Source organism: uncultured Corynebacterium sp. (assembly GCF_902782855.1).
Lineage (GTDB): Bacteria > Actinomycetota > Actinomycetes > Mycobacteriales > Mycobacteriaceae > Corynebacterium.
Window position 1 is genome coordinate 1 of sequence record NZ_CACZOO010000096.1, and the last position, 16,262, is coordinate 16,262.

The 16,262-nt window shown below is 69.6% G+C and carries 16 protein-coding genes; 4 read left to right on the plus strand and 12 right to left on the minus strand.

Going from position 1 to position 16,262, the window contains the following annotated elements; translation table 11 throughout:
- Positions 1–193 (plus strand): hypothetical protein (locus tag QZV72_RS04475; RefSeq protein WP_297005774.1); only part of this gene is annotated, 193 nt, incomplete at its 5' end.
- A gap of 36 nt (positions 194–229) precedes the next feature.
- Complete coding sequence (locus tag QZV72_RS04480; RefSeq protein ID WP_297005777.1) at positions 230–1,099, plus strand: zeta toxin family protein; 870 nt, start codon at positions 230–232, stop codon at positions 1,097–1,099.
- Positions 1,100–1,133: 34 nt separating this feature from the next.
- On the opposite strand, the gene QZV72_RS04485 is transcribed toward QZV72_RS04480, so the two are convergent.
- The 6 genes from QZV72_RS04485 to QZV72_RS04510 form a co-directional block, all read right to left on the minus strand.
- The gene (locus QZV72_RS04485; protein ID WP_297005779.1) at positions 1,134–1,277 is read right to left on the minus strand and encodes a hypothetical protein; all 144 of its coding nucleotides are present in this window, start codon (positions 1,275–1,277) and stop codon (positions 1,134–1,136) included.
- A gap of 11 nt (positions 1,278–1,288) precedes the next feature.
- Entirely contained in the window at positions 1,289–1,891 is a 603-nt protein-coding gene (locus QZV72_RS04490; protein ID WP_297005781.1) for a metallophosphoesterase, read from the minus strand.
- A gap of 119 nt (positions 1,892–2,010) precedes the next feature.
- A complete protein-coding gene (gene lpdA / locus QZV72_RS04495) occupies positions 2,011–3,456 on the minus strand; it encodes a dihydrolipoyl dehydrogenase (RefSeq protein ID WP_297005782.1) in 1,446 nt (481 codons plus the stop codon).
- 9 nt (positions 3,457–3,465) lie between these two features.
- Entirely contained in the window at positions 3,466–5,109 is a 1,644-nt protein-coding gene (locus tag QZV72_RS04500) for a 2-oxo acid dehydrogenase subunit E2 (protein WP_297005783.1), read from the minus strand.
- Between the two features lies 1 nt (position 5,110).
- Positions 5,111–6,127, minus strand: a complete 1,017-nt coding sequence (locus QZV72_RS04505; RefSeq protein WP_297005785.1) for an alpha-ketoacid dehydrogenase subunit beta — start codon at positions 6,125–6,127, stop codon at positions 5,111–5,113.
- Positions 6,128–6,205: 78 nt separating this feature from the next.
- Positions 6,206–7,126 carry a thiamine pyrophosphate-dependent dehydrogenase E1 component subunit alpha gene (locus QZV72_RS04510; protein ID WP_297005801.1) on the minus strand — a complete coding sequence of 307 codons (921 nt, stop codon included), beginning with the start codon at positions 7,124–7,126 and terminating at the stop codon, positions 6,206–6,208.
- A 356-nt stretch (positions 7,127–7,482) separates the two neighbouring features.
- Between QZV72_RS04510 and QZV72_RS04515 the strand changes: the two genes are divergently transcribed.
- A complete protein-coding gene (locus QZV72_RS04515; RefSeq protein ID WP_297005787.1) occupies positions 7,483–8,712 on the plus strand; it encodes a GAF domain-containing protein in 1,230 nt (409 codons plus the stop codon).
- Positions 8,713–8,728: 16 nt separating this feature from the next.
- Here QZV72_RS04515 and fni read toward each other — a convergent pair whose 3' ends face one another.
- The 6 genes from fni to QZV72_RS04545 are packed head-to-tail and all read right to left on the minus strand — an operon-like array spanning position 8,729 to position 14,683.
- Positions 8,729–9,889 carry a type 2 isopentenyl-diphosphate Delta-isomerase gene (fni, locus tag QZV72_RS04520; protein WP_297005789.1) on the minus strand — a complete coding sequence of 387 codons (1,161 nt, stop codon included), beginning with the start codon at positions 9,887–9,889 and terminating at the stop codon, positions 8,729–8,731.
- 1 nt (position 9,890) lies between these two features.
- Positions 9,891–11,000, minus strand: coding sequence for a phosphomevalonate kinase (locus QZV72_RS04525; protein WP_297005790.1), 1,110 nt, complete (start codon positions 10,998–11,000; stop codon positions 9,891–9,893).
- Positions 10,997–12,013, minus strand: coding sequence for a diphosphomevalonate decarboxylase (gene mvaD, locus QZV72_RS04530; RefSeq protein WP_297005792.1), 1,017 nt, complete (start codon positions 12,011–12,013; stop codon positions 10,997–10,999). Before mvaD ends, QZV72_RS04525 begins: the two co-directional genes overlap by 4 nt.
- On the minus strand, positions 12,010–12,969 hold the full coding sequence (gene mvk / locus QZV72_RS04535) for a mevalonate kinase (protein WP_297005794.1): 960 nt from the start codon (positions 12,967–12,969) through the stop codon (positions 12,010–12,012). Before mvk ends, mvaD begins: the two co-directional genes overlap by 4 nt.
- Positions 12,970–12,983: 14 nt before the next feature.
- Positions 12,984–14,345 (minus strand): tripartite tricarboxylate transporter permease, encoded by a 1,362-nt coding sequence (locus QZV72_RS04540; protein WP_297005796.1) that lies wholly within the window; start codon positions 14,343–14,345, stop codon positions 12,984–12,986.
- Complete coding sequence (locus tag QZV72_RS04545) at positions 14,345–14,683, minus strand: hypothetical protein (RefSeq protein ID WP_297005797.1); 339 nt, start codon at positions 14,681–14,683, stop codon at positions 14,345–14,347. The genes QZV72_RS04540 and QZV72_RS04545 overlap by 1 nt, the downstream gene beginning before the upstream one ends.
- A 219-nt stretch (positions 14,684–14,902) precedes the next feature.
- Here QZV72_RS04545 and QZV72_RS04550 point away from each other — a divergent pair.
- On the plus strand, positions 14,903–16,262 hold a 1,360-nt coding region (locus QZV72_RS04550), incomplete at its 3' end, for a nucleobase:cation symporter-2 family protein (protein WP_297005799.1).

Below are 16,262 nucleotides of genomic sequence, written 5' to 3' on the forward strand. Positions count from 1 at the left end.
CGCCTACTCGAATCGTGTCCGCTCCGCCACGAACCCCAGTGATCGCCAATGGTGGGAATCCCAACGCACCGCCCTCGACCAGTACGTCCGTGGAGCCGTCGACACCGACCGGGACGACCTCATCAACCGCACCCGGAAGATTCACGCCGAGTTCGAGCGTATCGGCGGGCTCGCCGCGGACCTCCAGGCCTGACCGATGGTCGATCAACTCAGCGCAGCAGATTTCCCGGTGTCGCAGAGCGCTCAGGAACCGATACTGGCGGATCTGCTCCTCGACGTGGATACGCCCCACAGCGCATCCCCCTCCCCCACACTCGTTGTCGTCACGGGACAACCCGCCGCGGGAAAGTCCCGCACCATCGACCGGATCTCCGCCGCACTGGATACCCCGGCAGTCGTCCTTGATTCGGACGTTCTGCGCCTCAACCACCCCGCCATGCCGGACATCATGGAGCGCGATCCTCAGCGCATGGACGTTCTGTCCAACGGGCCGGTCGGGTTCTGGATGTCCGGTGTCATCGATCACTGCAGGCAGCACCGCTACAACATCATCATCGAGAACACCCTGACCAACCCGAAGCAGGTCAGTGAGACCGCGCAACTGTTCCACGACACAGGATTCGCTGTCGCCGTCGCTGCCCTCGCCGTCCACGAGGAGGTCAGCCGTCTGGGCATCGTCTCCCGGTACCTCGCCGGTATCGACACCGACGCCTTCCCGCGGTGGACAACGGAGCGCTCCCACACCACCGCCTGCCACGGCATGGTCTCCGGACTCGCCACAATCAACGGGTCCGTCGACACCATCGAGGTCTATGACCGTCAGGGCCACCCGCTCTACGCCGGTTCCAACGGCACCGCCGCAGCCGAGGCCGTCACCCGGGAGCGGACCACCCCACTCACCGATCGCCAGATCCAGGAGTGGACAACAGACTACCTTCGGGCACTCCCTCGATTGTCGGACCCCGCCATCGTGACCGCACAAACCCGGACCGTCCTCACTAACGTCGTCGCAGATGCTGAGCGGATTTTCCGCGAGTCCGGAACCGAGGCGCTCCCCGTGGAGCACCATCAGCTCAAGGAACTACTCACTTCTGCCTGACTCCGCCTCGGTGCAGCGCCGGAAAGCCCCCAGCTCACTCGCCGGTGCCGCCATCAGCCAAGCCGTCCGCCAGCGCCGCGTCCCACAGGTGGAACTCGTCCCAGTACGTCTCATCCGCGGACGCGAAGGACCGACCGAAGGCCTCCAGCCGCTCCCGCCTGGCATCGTCTATTTCCACCGCCCCACCCATTACATCCGCACCGCCTGCGCCACCAGCGCCTCCAGCTGCGACGGCGACACCGGACGCAACCCCGTCGCCTCCAGACTGAGGTTCACGTGCTTGCGGGTCACCGGCACCGACGAATGCGTGTGCCCGTGGACGGTGCAGTCGAACCCCTCACGCCCCGCCCACCGCGCCAGCTTCGGGGTCTGGTGCGGGTCCTTCACCGCGTCCTTCCCCGATGCCCGGGGGATGTGCGTCATCAACACCTGCCAGTGCCGGACACTGACCTGCAGGTCCAGCGCGATAACGTCGAAGACCTCCCGGTAGCGCGGTGTCCACTCCGCCACAGAATCCCACCCGAACATCGGGTGGACCCGGTCGTGGTTGCCGGGGACCAGCCACATCGTCAGGTCCTTCTCCGCCTTGAGGACGCCGAGCCGGTCGAGCGCATAGGCGTCCCTGCGCACCGAAATATCCCCCAGGCACAGCAGCGTGGCGCCGTCCGGGACCTCGCGCAGATGGTCGAGTACCACCCGGTCGTGCTCGTCGGCGTCGGCGAAACCGCGCAGCTCAGACACCAGCCGGTGCCCCAGGTGCAGGTCGGAGACGGTCCAGAAGTTCGCGGTCATGACGCTCAGCGTAACCGGACGCCGGACGTGGCGCCCCGGACATGGCACCCCTGAGGTGGTACCCCGGACACGGAAGTACCGGCCGCGGCAACGCCACGACCGGTACTTTGCCGGAGGACCTACTTCCGCGCCGGCGGCCAGTGAATCACCCGGTCCAGCGAATCCAGCACGGACTCGTGGATCGCCTCGGAGACCGTCGGATGAGGGAAGACCACCTCCGCCAGGTCCTCGGCCGTGGCGTGCAGCGAGTGCGCCACCCCGAAGCCCTGCACCATCTCCGTGACGTCCGGCCCGACCAGGTGAGCGCCGAGGAGTTCGCCGGTCGCACCGTCGAAGACGGTCTTCACGAAACCCTCCGGCGAGCCGAGCGCCAGGGCCTTGCCGTTGCCGGCGAGGTTGAACTTGCCGACCCGCAGCTCCCGACCCGTGGCACGGGCCTGCGCCTCGGTCAGTCCGATGCTCGCGACCTGCGGCCGACTGTAGGTGCAGCCGGGCACGAAGTCCCGGTCCAGCGGGCTGACCCGTGCCTCGCCGACGATGTGGTCGACGCACAGCACCGCCTCATGGCTCGCCTTGTGCGCCAGGCACGGCCCACCGGCGAGGTCACCGATGGCGTACAGCCCGGCCACACCGGTCCGGCACCACTGGTCGGTCTCGACGAAACCCCGGTTCAGCCGGGCACCGAGCGCCTCCAGGCCGAGGCCCTCGGAATTCGGGGCCACACCGGTGGCGACCAGCACCCGCTCGGTCACCACCGTGCGGGACGCCCCGTCGGAGGTGGTGAACGTGGTCGTCACCCCGGACTCGTCCGGAACGACCGAGGTCACCGACACCGACGTCTGCACGTCGATGCCGCGCGCCCGGAACTGTCCGGCCACGAAGGCGGAAACCTCGGCGTCCTCCGCGGGGAGGATCCCGGGCAGCGCCTCGACGAGGGTCACCGACGTCCCGAGGTCCCGGTACAGGCTCGCGAACTCGGCACCGATCGCACCGGAGCCGATGATCAGCAACGATTCCGGCAACGAGGTAGGGCGCAGCGCCTCGGTGGAGGTCCACACCCGGTCACCGTCGGGCTCCACCCCGGGGATCGACCGCGGCCGCGCCCCGGTGGCGAGGATGATGTGGTCGGAGTGCAGCTCACGCGTTCCGGCACCGTCGGCACCGGACACGGCCACCACACCCTTCGCCGGGACGGTGGCGTTACCGGCGACGATCTCCACACCGTTGGCGTCCAGCAGACCACGGATACCCGCGGTGAGCTGGCCGACGACCTGCCGACTGTGGTCCACCAGCCCCGAGATGTCGAAGGACACCTCACCGACACTGAACCCGAGGGCCCCGGCCGTGGCGATCTCGTGGGCGACATCGGCACCGTGGAGCATCGCCTTGGTGGGGATGCAGCCCACGTTGGAGCACACGCCGCCGAGCTCGCCACGTTCCACGACCGCGACACGCAACCCGTGCTGGGCGGCACGGATCGCCGCGACATACCCGCCGGGTCCGGCACCGACGACGATGACGTCGAACCGGTCGGCCTGCTGCTGCAGAGGAGTTTTCCCGCTCATCACGTCCCCCTAGACCAGCATCTGCGCAGGCTGCTCGAGGATGCCCTTGAGCTCGCCGACGAAGGTCGCGGCCAGGGCACCGTCGATGACGCGGTGGTCGGCGGCGATGCTCACGGTCATCACCGTGCGTGGTTCCACCGACCCGTCGTCGAGCACCACGGGCTTCCTCACCCCGGCACCGACGGCGAGGATCGCCGCCTGCGGCGGGTTGATGATCGCGTCGAAGGAGCTCACCCCGTACATCCCGAGGTTCGAGACGGTGAAGGTGCCGCCCTGGAACTCGTCGGGCTGCAGGTTGCCGGCCTTCGCCTTCATCGCCAGGTCACGGACCTCACCGGAGATCTGCGACAGCGACTTGCGGTCCGCGGCGCGCACGATCGGGGTGATCAGTCCGGCGTCCACGGAGACGGCGACGGAGATGTCGGCCGAGGGGAACTTCAGCACGGTTCGGCTGGCCTCGTCGAACTGGACGTTGACCTCCGGGACGCGGACCAGAGCGGTGGCGACAGCCTTGATGACCAGGTCGTTGACCGAGATCTTCACCCCGGGCACCGTGTCGTTGACCTGCTTGCGCAGGGCGAGCAGGGCGTCGATCTGCACCTCCTGGTTGACCCGGAAGTGCGGTGAGGTCTGCGCCGACTGCTGCAGCCGGGTCGCGATCGCCTGCCGCATCCCGGTGAAGGGCACAGCCTCCGGCGTGTTCGCCGGTGCTGCGTCCGGCGAGGACAGGGAGGACGCGACGGACGCCGCGTTCCCCGCCGCGGACGCGTCCGCACCGGTGGTCGCGTCGCCGGCACCGAAGCGGCGCGCGGCCTCCTCGACATCGGGGACGCAGACCCGGCCCAACCGGCCGGTGGCCCGGCAGTCGTTGAGGTTGATCCCGAGCTCTCCGGCGAGTCGGCGGGCGACCGGGGTGGCGTCCACACCGGAATCGTCGGCGGTGGAGCGCAGCGGGGTGCCCGACCGGGTGGCGCCGGGCTTCGCGGGGACGGACCCGCCGGCGGCGGTGACGGCGTCCTCCACGTCGGCGAGACTGACCCGTCCACCCCGCCCGGAGCCGGTGACCGCGGCCAGGTCGATGCCGTGGTCGCGGGCGAAGGCGAGGGCGTGGGGTGTGGCGAAGACGTCGTCGGCGGTGGTCCCGCGCAGCGACTCCGGCACGACGACCTCGGTGGCAGACGCCGCAGGCGCCGCCGGTGCCGGTGCAGCTGACGGTGCAGCTGACTGTGCCGGTGCCGGTGCCGCAGCCGCGGGGGTCGGGGCGGGTGCGGCGGCCCGAGAAGGCTCAGGAGCCGCGGCAGCCGGTGCAGCCTCGGCCTCAGGCGCAGCCGCGTCCCCGGCGTCCCCGGCGTCTCCGGCGCCCGGCGACCGCTCGGCGATGAAGGCGTCGATCTCCGCCTCCGGCACCGACGGGTCGGCCGAGACCCCGATGAGGGCACCGACCGGCAGAACGTCGCCGGTGTGGGCGACGATGCGCCGCAGCACGCCGTCGAAGCCCGCCGCCAGGTCGTTCATGACCTTGGTGGACTCGATCGCGACGAGCAGGTCACCCTCGGCGAAGGAATCGCCCTCGGCGAGGTGCCATTCGTCGACCGTCCCCTCCGACATGGTCATGCCCCATTTGGGGATCTCGATGGCTCTGATGGTGCTCATCTCACACCTCCATGACCTTGCGCACGGCGTCCTCGATACGGCCTGCGCTCGGAACCCAGGCCTGCTCCAGCGGGGTGGAGAAGGGCACCGGGGAATGCGGCGGCACGATCAGCTGGACCGGGGCCCGCAGTGAGTCGAAGGCCTGCGTGGCGATCAGTGCGGTGACATCGTGGCCGAAACCGCAGCGGGCCGCGGACTCGTCGGCGACGACGACCCGGCCGGTCGAGGCGACGGACTCCAGGATCCCCTCCTCGTCCAGCGGGCTGGTGGTGCGCGGGTCGACGACCTCCACCGAGATGCCCTCCTTGGCGAGCTTGTCGGCGACCGTGTTCGCGGTGTTGACGAGGTTGCCGAGCGCGACGATGGTCACGTCGGTGCCCTGCCGGGTGTAGTTCGCGATGCCCAGCGGGATCGTGTACGGCTCGTCCGGCATCTCGGTCTTCATGTCGTAGATCGCCTTGTGCTCACAGAAGATCACCGGGTCGTCGTCCCGGATCGACTGCAGCAGCAGACCGCGCGCGTCGTAGGCGTTCGACGGCACGACGACCTTCACCCCCGCGGTGGAGGTGAAGAGGTTGTACGGCGAATTGGAGTGCTGGGCCGCGGCCCCCACCCCGGCGCCGATGATGCCGCGCACCACCAGCGGGGTCGTCGCCTTGCCGCCGAACATGTAGCGGAACTTCGCGGCCTGGTTGTAGATCATGTCGTAGGCGACGCCGAAGAAGTCCATGAACATCAGCTCCGCCACCGGACGCAGCCCGGTCGCCGCGGCACCGGCCGCCATACCTAGGATCGCGGACTCGGTGATCGGGGTGTCGATCACCCGGTCGTCACCGAATTCGGTCCACAGGCCCTGCGTCACACCGAAGACGCCACCGAAGGCCTCGACGGTGGGGTCCGGGTTGGTGCCGCCCTTGCCGCCACGCAGGTCCTCACCGATGAGGACGACCCTCTCGTCCTCGCGCATCGCGTCGGCCATCGCCATCCGGATGCCCTCGCGGAAACTCTTCTTGCTCATTACCGTCTCTCCTCGTTCACTTCGTTCGCTGTGGTACATCCGGTGCAGGCCGGCCCACCGGCCGACGCCACCGGGGAATCAGTAGGACGCGTAGACATCGGTGAGCACCTCGGAGGGGTCCGGCCATGCGGCGGCGCGCGCGTAGGCCACGGCGGCGTCCACCTCATCGACGGCGGCCGCGTCGATGGCGTCGAGCTCGGCGGCGTCGATCACACCTTCCTGCTTCTTCCGGAAGATCAGCAGCGGGTCCTTCGTCGCCTTGTACTCCTTGATCTGCTCCGGGGTGCGGTAGAGGTTGGCGTCGCCCTCGAAGTGCCCGTAGAAACGGATCGCGGACGCCTCGATCACGGAGGGGCCGCCACCGGAGCGGGCCCGCGCGACGGCCTCGGCCGCAGCCTCACGCACCGCAAGGTAGTCGGTGCCGTCGACCTTCACCGCCGGCATGCCGAAGGCCGCGGCCCGGGCGGAGATGTCGTGGGAGCCGACGGAGAAGTCCGCGCCCGTGGCCTCACCCATGCCGTTGTTCTCGTAGACGAAGATGACGGGCAGCTGCAACACGACCGCCATGTTCATCGCCTCGAAGACGAGGCCCTGGTTGGAGCCGCCGTCGCCGGTGAAGGACACGGCCACGCCGTCGGTGCCGAGCGTCTTCGCGGTCAGCGCGGCACCGGTGACCAGCGGCGGGCCACCGCCGACGATTCCGTTGGCACCGAGCATGCCGACGGAGAGGTCGGCGATGTGCATCGATCCGCCCTTACCCCGGCCGAGCCCCTCGGCGCGGCCGAAGATCTCGCACATCATCGCCCGGATGTCACAGCCCTTGGCCAGGCAGTGACCGTGGCCGCGGTGGGTGGAGGCGATGTAGTCGGTCGGACGCAGCTCATCGCACACGCCGACGGCGATGGCCTCCTCACCGGCGTACAGGTGGATGAAACCGGGGATGTCGCCGGTCTCGTTCTCCTTGTGCAGCCGGTCCTCGAACGCCCGGATCTCACTCATCCGCCGGTAGGCGCCGAGGAGTTCCTCGGTCGGGTACGGGGCTGTGCCGGACTGTGTGGTCCTGCCGGACCTCTTCTTCGACGCTGCGGTCGTCCTTGCCCGCCCGGTGCGGGTGTTGGTGGTCGGACTCATGGTCGTCGGCCTCCCTTCGCGTTGTGGATCGCTCCCGGACGTCTCCCGGGGGCTTCCTCTCCGACGCTAATCACTCCATCGCCCACGGACAGGGGTGGACTGTGTCCTGTGCCACAGAAAAACGGACATATCCTGCGGCGTTGGGGGTACTGCAACGTTGTGCAACCACCCCTGAACGGGTGAGCCGACCGGGCGCTATCGCCGGCGAAGGTAAAATCACCGCCATGCGATCTTTCGAGACGGCGTTCGACGGCGGAGACGACCCACTCGAGTACCTCTCGCTGCTCGAGTCGATCCACACCGACGTCACATCGGGAAGGCCCCCCGTCGCACGCCCCCGCCGCGTCATCGAGGAATCCTGGCAACGGAGCATGCGCCGGGGGCTGCACCCCGACAACGACGGATGGCGCTTCGACGACCCCCTCACCCCGGGACACGGCAGCACCGCCGGCACCGCAGGTGCCGCAGGTGCCGCCGGTGACTCCGGTGACGCAGCCTCACTGACCTCCCTGCTCCCGGTGCTCCGGCATCAGCTCGACACACTGCTCGCCGACGACCGTACCCTGCTGGTCCTCGCGGACTCCGCGGCACGTGTGGTGTGGCGTGGTGGCAGCCGGTCGATGCGCCGGCAGGCCGACGGACTGCACTTCGCCCCCGGCTGCGACTGGTCCGAGCGGGTGGTCGGCACCAACGGGATCGGCACCGCACTCACCTGTCTCAACCCGGTCCACGTGCACGGACCCGAGCATTTCTGCGTCAACCAGCACTCGTGGAGCTGCGCGGGCGCACCGGTGACCGATCCCCGGAGCAGGCGCACCATCGGCGTCATCAACCTGTCCTGCCGCACCGGTGACGCACACTCCAGCGCCATCGTCCTGGCCACCAGTCTGGCGCGGCAGGCGGAACTGGAGCTGCGTGAGATGCACCGGCGCAGCCTCGACGACCTCGCCGCCACCGTCGCGGGGAGGTCGGTGTCCGCCGGTGCGTGGGCGGCTGTCGACCGGTGGGGATGGGTGGCCGCGGCGAGCGGCGTGACACTGCCGCGGCGCGTGACCCTGCCGGACAGGCTCGACGGTCCGCTCGTCGTCGACCGGATCGGGACGGTGGAGGCGGTGCCGGTCACCGGCGGCTGGCTGCTCGTCCCCTGCGGTGACGCCACCGCGGTGGAGACCCGGGTGCGGGTGACGCTGCGGGGCGCCCGGTGTGAGGTCCTCGTCGACGGTCCCGGCAGGTCGTGGTCGCACACCCTCAGCGGGCGCCGCGCCGCCGTCATCTCAGCGCTTGCGGCGCACCCGACCGGGCTCAGCGCCCGTGAGCTCGCCGCAGAGGTCTACGGGGAGGAGGAGAGCAGGATCGCGGTGCGCACCGTGGTCCACCGCATCCGCCAGGAGATCTCCGGGCTGGTCGAGACCCGCCCGTACCGGCTGTCGGACCGGGTGGTGGTCGACCGCTGAGCGCCCCGGAGGCAACTCAGCTGCGCCGCGCCAGCGCCCCCAGGTCCACACCGCGCAGCCGTGCGAACTCGGCCGTGCGCCCGGTGACCAGCACATCGACCTCACGCAGCTCCGCGACGGAACCGGCACCCAGCAGCGTCATCAACGTCCGCACCTGGGAGATCCACCCGGTGATCTCCTCGATCAACGCCTCCAGCCCGGACGTCATGAGCACATGCAGGAAATGCCCGGAGACCCCCACCGCCGAGGCTCCGAGAGCCAGGGCACGCACCACATCCAGCGGCGTGGCGACCCCGCCGGACGCCAGCACCTGCACCGGCTCCACCGAAGACCCGTCACCGGGCACAACCACCGGTGTGGCCCGCAGATCCAGCAGGCACTCCGCCGCGGTCTGGCCCCACCCCGAGAGGTAGGCGAACTCCTGCCTGTCCCGTCGACGGTTCTCGATGTCGATGAAGTTCGTCCCGCCCCGACCGCTGACGTCGATGGTGCGCACACCGCGCTCCACGACCTCGGCAGCGGACCGGGCGGACAGCCCGAAACCGACCTCCTTGACGACCACCGGCACATCGACACCCTCGACAATCGACTCCAGCCGGTCGAGCCAACAGGTGAAGTCCCGGTCACCCTCGGGCATGACCAGCTCCTGCGCCGGATTCACGTGCACCTGCAGGGCGTCCGCGTCGAGGAAACCCACCGCGTCCCGTGACTGTGCCACGGTCATCTCCGGGCTGACGTTGGCGAACAGGAACGCGTCCGGCGCATGCTCACGCACGACCGCGAAGGAGTGCGCCAACGAGGGGTCCTTCAGCGCGGGGGACGCCGACCCCGTCGCCATAGCCACCCCGGTCGCTGCGGCGGCACGGGCCAGATCGGCGTTGATCAGCGCGGTCTTCTCCGACCCGCCGGTCATCGCGTTGATGTAGAAGGGCACCGCCCAGTCCCGGCCGCACACGGCGGTCTCCAGGCTGACCCCGTCGAGGTCCACCCCGGGGAAGGAGTGGTGCAGGAAACGCACGTCGTCCCACACGCCCTGCCGACCGGTGCCGGGCACCGCGTCCCCGGGCTCCCCCGGCTCCCGCTGCTCGCGCAGCTCCCGCAGCTCCCGGAGCTCCTCCGCCAGGCGGACGTGCTCGTCCTTGCGCCCACCACCGAGGGTGTCACGTGAGATCGCCATGTCACACCCCCCGGTCGGGTCGGTGCTGGTGCAGGCTGAGCAACCGGATGTCCGCCCGCTCCCACACCGCCAGCAGGCCGTCGATGTCCGCGTTCTCCCCGATGAGCACGATCCCGCAGTCACCGCCGCCGGCGCCCGAGGTCTTCGCCGCACCGCCGTGGTCCTCCGCGGACTCGATCAGCCGACGCAGCGTGGGCGTCTCGATGGTGGTCCCGGTGTGCTCCCCGAGCTCGCGCAGCAGGGCCCGGTTGCGCCGGATCCCGGCGAACACTCCCCCGGTGTCCGCCGCGTCCAGCGAGGCGACGAAGGACTCCACACACTCGCGGGAGTCCGCAAGGAACCGCGCGTAGGACCATGCGGCGTCCCCCCGCTTGTTGGACTGCACGTCCCCGACCAGACGCGAGGTGGATGCCGGCGACCCGGTCCACCCGACGAGCAACCGCAGCGACTCCGGCGGTGTCACGGCACGCACCGACAGCCCCGGCCACTCCGACTTCACCAGTTCCACCAGTTCCCGCTGTTCGCGCTGACCACGGGCCCAGTCACGGTCAAAGGAGGTGTAGGCGATCCAGCCGCCGAACATCGAGGCCGCGACGTCACCGCCGGACCCGGAACGCTGCACCTCGATACTGGCCAGCAAGGCCAGTTTCAGCTGCTCCATGCGGGTCAGGTCGAGCCGGTAGTGCGCACACAACGCGCGCACCGTCGCCACGGTCACCGCGGCCGAGGACCCGAGACCGAACTTGCGGCCCGAGTCATCATCGAGCTCGCTGGTGATGTCCAGGTCGTAGACCTGCAGCGGGACGCCGAAGGCGACAGCCGCCTCCTCCACCACACGGACCGCGGCCAGCACAAAGCTGAACTGGTCCTGGTCCGGCTCGATGAGCATGTCACTGCCCTGCCGGTACCACTCCAGCCGACTGCCCGCATTCTGGTCGGTGGTGATGTGTCCGGTGTCCGCGGAGGCCGGGCTGACCCGCACGGTGATGTAGCGGTCCACGGCGATGAGCACCGCCGGGTAACCGGGCTCGACCACCGCGTACTCCCCGGCGATGTACAGCTTGCCCGGGGCACGGACCTCGGTGACGGCGTGGGTGAACAGTCCGCTCACCGGACCACCTCCCGGGTGACCTGCAGCCCGGGGCCGGCGTAGGCCACGACCGTCGACAGGCCGGGCGCCACCTCCGCCAGCATCGACCGCAGCCGGGCGTCCACTGTCGGCGCCTCGGATGCGCGGGTGAGGACTTTCACGTTCGGGCCGGCGTCCATCGTCGCCCAGGCCGGCAGCCCCTCCTCGCGCAGGGTCTTCACCGCGTCGAGTGCGGCACGGGACTGGACGGTGAGGTACTCCACCGGCGGCACGGCGGACCTCATCGTCGCGTGCATCCCGGCGGCGTTGATCTCGGCGACCGTGCCGAGCCGCTCCAGGTCGCCCTGCTCCACCGCCGCCAGGGCGGACGCCAGGTGCCCGGCGTGCGCCTCGACCCACGGACGGTAGTCCGGGGAGGTCTGCACCGTCCGACGCATGGCCTCGCGCGACGGGACGGACTTCTCCCCCGCGTCGAGGACCAGGACGACCATCGCGAGATCGTCGGCCATGCCCGTCGGGTCGGCCACCGGTTCGGCGTAGGAGGAGTCGTCACCGGTACCTGCTTGCCACACGGCCAGCCCACCGAAGATCGAGCGGGACGCCGAACCCGAGCCGCGCCGCGCCAGCCGCGACAGGTCCCGCTCGGACAGGTCCAGGCCCGCGGCGACCGCGGCGGCGCCGGCCAGGGCGGCGAAACCGGAGGCGGAGCTCGCCAGACCGGCCGCCGTCGGCACCGTGTTCACCGAGGTGACCTCCGCCCGGTCGGTGATCCCGGCACGCCGCCGCACCAGGTCGAGCAGTGCGACGATGCGGTCACGGGGTTTGCCGGTCACCGGTGCGCCGTCGAGGGTCGCGGTGTCTGCGTCCCCACCGGTGCCGAAGCGGACGGTTGTCGTGGTGTACAGGGCGTCGAGGGTCAACGACAGTGACGAGGTGACCGGGATGATGAGGTCGTCGTCGGCTTTGCCCCAGTACTTGATCAGCGCGATGTTCGCGTGGGCGGTTGCGGTCGCCGGGTTGTGCAGATCCGTCACCGCAGGACCTCCCCGGCCATCTGACCGGTGGCCGGGGCGTGGACCCACGTGCCGCGCGCGCCGACGTCCACGAGAGCCTTCTCGACGCGTGCGGCGCTTTCCTCCGTGGCGGCCAGCGCGATGACGCAGCCACCACGTCCGCCGCCGGTCAGCTTGGCGCCCAGTGCACCGGCGGAGAGGGCGGCGGAAACCAGGGCGTCGAGCTGGTCGTTGCTGACACCCAGGCGGCCCAGGATGCCGTGGGCCTCTGTCATGCGGGTGCCCATGCCCTCGACGTCACCCGTCCGCAGGTCGACGACGACCTCGTCGGTGATCGCGCCGAGCCGGTCCAGCAGCGGGGTGACCGTCGCCGGATCCGCCTCGACACGGGAGCGGACGTGGCCCACGGTCTCCCGTGTGCTGCCCTCCACACCCGAGTCGGCGATGACGATCCAGGCATCCGGGCTGAACTCCAGGTCCATGGCCCGGCCGGCCTGGAAATGGACGGGGGCCTGCGCCGAGGTGGCGACGGCGTCCAGTCCGGAGGGACGCCCGTGCGCGACGGTCTCCGCCTCCTGGGTGAGGTCGAAGAGCTCACGGGGCGTGGCGGGTGCGTCGAAGGCGTCCAGGACCGCGCGGATGACCGCGCCGGCGGCGGCGGCCGAGGATCCGAGGCCGCGCTCCGGCGGGAACTCCGCCTCGGTCGTGATGCGCAGGCCGGCACCGGGATGACCGGCGAACTCGAGGGCGACCTCGGCTGCCTTCACGATGCTGGAGAACCGGGTCGGCGCCTCGCTGAGGGGACCCGACCAGCCGAGTCCGGAGAGGGTGCCGGGGCCGTCTGTGGGCTCGACACGCGCGATCATGCGCAACGTGCGCAGCGGCATCGCGATGGCGGGGTGCCCGTAGACCACGGAGTGTTCCCCGAAGAGGATGATCTTGGCCACAGTCTGGCCGTGTCCGACGTGAGGTGCCACGGAAGCCTTTCTCGCTACAGCAGATTCTGGACGATCCAGGGGGAAGCGTACAGCGTCATGAACTGCACGCCGTAGCCCACGCCCAACTTGTTCAGAGTGCCGCAGGCGACGCCCACCAGCAAAACGCCGAAGATGTTGACGACGCCGGCGTCGAGGTACGCGAGCAACAGAATGAACCCGATGAACAGTCCCAATACTGCCTCATGCGCGATGTAGCGCATGACGAAATACGTGATCCGGTAGCTGTAACGCACCGCGATGACGTAGGTCAGCACCAGTGCGAGCAGGGCCCCGACGACCACCGCCACCATGAAGGACGCCGTGGACAGGGTGTGGTGGAGATTACTGTCCAGATCGAACGCCGGCGGCGCGTTGAACAACGCCTGCGCCGGTCCGATGGCCACCGGGGACAGCGGGATGCCGACGGCGAGCAGCGGGATGATCGTGCCGGAGAGGTAGCTGGCGTGGGCGACGCCGTTCATGCCCGCCACACCCCGGTTCGCCCGCTCGGTGCGGTCCCCCCTGCGTCCGGCGACGAGTTCGCCGAGGAGGAAGGTCAGACCCACCGGGGAGAGGAAGAACAGCGGCGTGGTGGCCAGGGACGCCAGGGCGGTGCGCGTGGTCTCACTGCGGGTGAGGATCGACGTGGGGTTGAGTGCGGCGGCCGGGCCGGTGGTGCCGGTCTTCGTCGCCAGGTCGACGCGCAGGGCGCCGTGTCGGGGCATGGCGTCCCGAATGGTCTTGTTGAGCAGGCCGAGGACGGAGACGAGCAGGGGGCCGATGGTGATGCCGAGGAAGAAGGAGATCGAGATGTTCCCGTCCTCGGGGATGACGCCACGGTCCCGGTAGAGCGAGAGCAGCCCCTGGAACAGCAGTGACATCGGGATGATCGCCAGCAGGTTGAGCAGCCGGTTCCGGCCCAGCAGTGACAGGAGCACCGCACCGCCGACGAACATGAGGTTGCCGTGTTCACGCAGCGTGTCGGCGAAGGGGGCGATGGCGGAGGCGATGGCGAAACTCACCGGGATGGCGATGACCGTGCCGACCGCACTGCCGGCGGCCATCTTACGGATCGTCTCGGCGGCGCGTCCCTCCCGTTTGAGGTGGAGGGAGTGCTCCATCATCGGCGCGGAGAGGACGCCACCCGGTAGCCCGACCAGTGCCGTGGGGATCGCGTTGGCGAGGTTGAGTGTGACGACTGCGGCGATGAAGAAGGTCAGCAGCACCATCGGGTCGACTCCGGCGAGTGCCAGGGCCAGGGTCACCGGGACGAGGACACTGGTTTCGTCGGTGCCGGGGATGAAGCCGATGAAGGTGTAGAGCAGGATCGCGGCGAGAGCGGCGATGAGCATCTGCAGCATGAGTGCGGGATCCATCAGGCGTCCCCCCGCCCGTCGGGCAGGTCCGGCACATCCTGCCCGACGGTCACGGTGCGCTTCGGGGTGAACACGAGTGCGGAGATGGTGAACCCGAGGACGGCGCCGCCCAGGCCCCAGAAGAACTCGTCGGAGTGGAACGCGGTGGCGATGCCCAGGGCGAGGGCGGTGGTGCCGCCGCAGATCACGATCGACCAGGTCAGGTCCCGTACGGAGACGAGGTCGTTCCAGATCTCGATGTACCGGCCGGCCACGGTCGCGTCAGCGCGGGTGTTGTGCGCGCCGGTGTGCGCGACGTTCGGCTCACCGTCAGGGGTGGGACGGTCGGAAACAGACATGGGGACACATGGTAGTACCCCCTCCGGAACCACCTCCCTCCGCCCGCCCGGCGGACAGCCCACGATTCCGGGGCGCGCCCGGCACAGGACTACCCTGGGTCCGAACCCGGTCCACCGTTCACGGCCCTGCGCGATCCGCAGGTCGTCACGGGGGACCACTGACGTTTCCCAGCCCCGGCCCGGGCACCCGCCGACCGGGCCATCACCGGAGATCCCGCCATGAACCCACCCGCGTCCGCAGCGTCCACAGCGTCCGACCCGTCCGGCCCGTCCGACCCGTCCGACCCGTCGACAGGGCAGCAGAGCGTGCAGAAGCATCCCGTCGACCGGGTCCCGCCCGCCGGCAAGCTCGCGGTGTTGTCCGTCCAGCACCTGCTGGCGTTCTACGCGGGGGCGGTCGTTGTCCCGCTGCTCATCGCCGGTCAGCTGAACCTCGACGCGAAGACGACGATCCACCTCATCAACGCCGACCTGTTCACCTGCGGTATCGCCACGCTGATCCAGTCGGTCGGATTCTGGAAGGTGGGGGTGCGCCTGCCGATCATCCAGGGGGTGACGACCACGGCCGTCGCACCGATCGTCGCCATCGGTCTGGCGGTCAACGAGGACGGCGGGGTGGGCGTCCTCCCGGCGGTCTACGGCTCGATCATCGTCGCGGGCGTCTTCACCTTCCTCGTCGCCCCGTACTTCGCGAGGTTCATCCGGTTCTTCCCGCCGGTGGTCATCGGCACGGTACTCGCCACGATGGGTATCACCCTGCTCTCGGTCGCGGCGAACGACTTCACGAACTACGCCGAGGGCACACCGGCGACGAAGGACCTGGCGTACGCCGGCCTCACGCTCGCGGTGATCATCGTCATGCAGCGCTTCTTCAAGGGCTTCCTCGGCACCTTGTCGATCCTCGTCGGACTGGTCGTCGGCACCGCCGTGGCCTTCGGTTTCGGGGACGCCGGATTCGACGACGTCGGCACCTCCGACTGGGTCGGATTCACCACGCCGTTCTACTTCGGCGCCCCGGAGTTCGTCCTGACCGGCGCGATCTCGATGATCATCGTCATGCTGATCACCATGGTGGAGTCCACCGGTGACGTCTTCGCCGCCGGCGAGATCGTCGGACGCCGCACCACCAGGGAGGACATCGCCCGGGCGCTGCGCGCCGACGGCCTGTCCACCACCCTCGGCGGCGTGATGAACTCCTTCCCGTACACCTGCTTCGCCCAGAACGTCGGCCTGGTGCGCATGACGAGGGTCCGCTCGCGGTGGGTCGTCGCCGCGGCCGGCGTCCTCATGATCATCATCGGCCTGATCCCCAAGGCCGGGGCGATCGTCTCGGCGATCCCCTCCCCGGTCCTGGGTGCGGCGAGCATGGCACTGTTCGCCAATGTGGCCCTGGTGGGTATCCAGACTCTCGGCAAGGTCGATCTCACCGACAACCGCAACGCCACCATCCTCACCATCTCGATGGGTCTGGGCATGCTGGTCACCTTCAAACCGGGGATCGCGGAGGTCTTCCCGGACTGGGCGCAGGTCTTCTTCGCCTCGGGTGTGACGACCGGCTCGATCGCGGCGATCGTCCTCA

What these genes read in the sequence shown, in the direction of transcription:
- QZV72_RS04505 (WP_297005785.1), bottom strand. Translation starts at nt 6,127, where the DNA reads ATGAGCAAGAAGAGTTTCCGCGAGGGCATCCGGATGGCGATGGCCGAC.
- QZV72_RS04490 (WP_297005781.1), bottom strand. Translation starts at nt 1,891, where the DNA reads ATGACCGCGAACTTCTGGACCGTCTCCGACCTGCACCTGGGGCACCGG.
- QZV72_RS04510 (WP_297005801.1), bottom strand. Translation starts at nt 7,126, where the DNA reads ATGAGTGAGATCCGGGCGTTCGAGGACCGGCTGCACAAGGAGAACGAG.
- QZV72_RS04540 (WP_297005796.1), bottom strand. Translation starts at nt 14,345, where the DNA reads ATGGATCCCGCACTCATGCTGCAGATGCTCATCGCCGCTCTCGCCGCG.
- QZV72_RS04500 (WP_297005783.1), bottom strand. Translation starts at nt 5,109, where the DNA reads ATGAGCACCATCAGAGCCATCGAGATCCCCAAATGGGGCATGACCATG.
- QZV72_RS04515 (WP_297005787.1), top strand. Translation starts at nt 7,483, where the DNA reads ATGCGATCTTTCGAGACGGCGTTCGACGGCGGAGACGACCCACTCGAG.
- QZV72_RS04545 (WP_297005797.1), bottom strand. Translation starts at nt 14,683, where the DNA reads ATGTCTGTTTCCGACCGTCCCACCCCTGACGGTGAGCCGAACGTCGCG.
- lpdA (WP_297005782.1), bottom strand. Translation starts at nt 3,456, where the DNA reads ATGAGCGGGAAAACTCCTCTGCAGCAGCAGGCCGACCGGTTCGACGTC.
- fni (WP_297005789.1), bottom strand. Translation starts at nt 9,889, where the DNA reads ATGGCGATCTCACGTGACACCCTCGGTGGTGGGCGCAAGGACGAGCAC.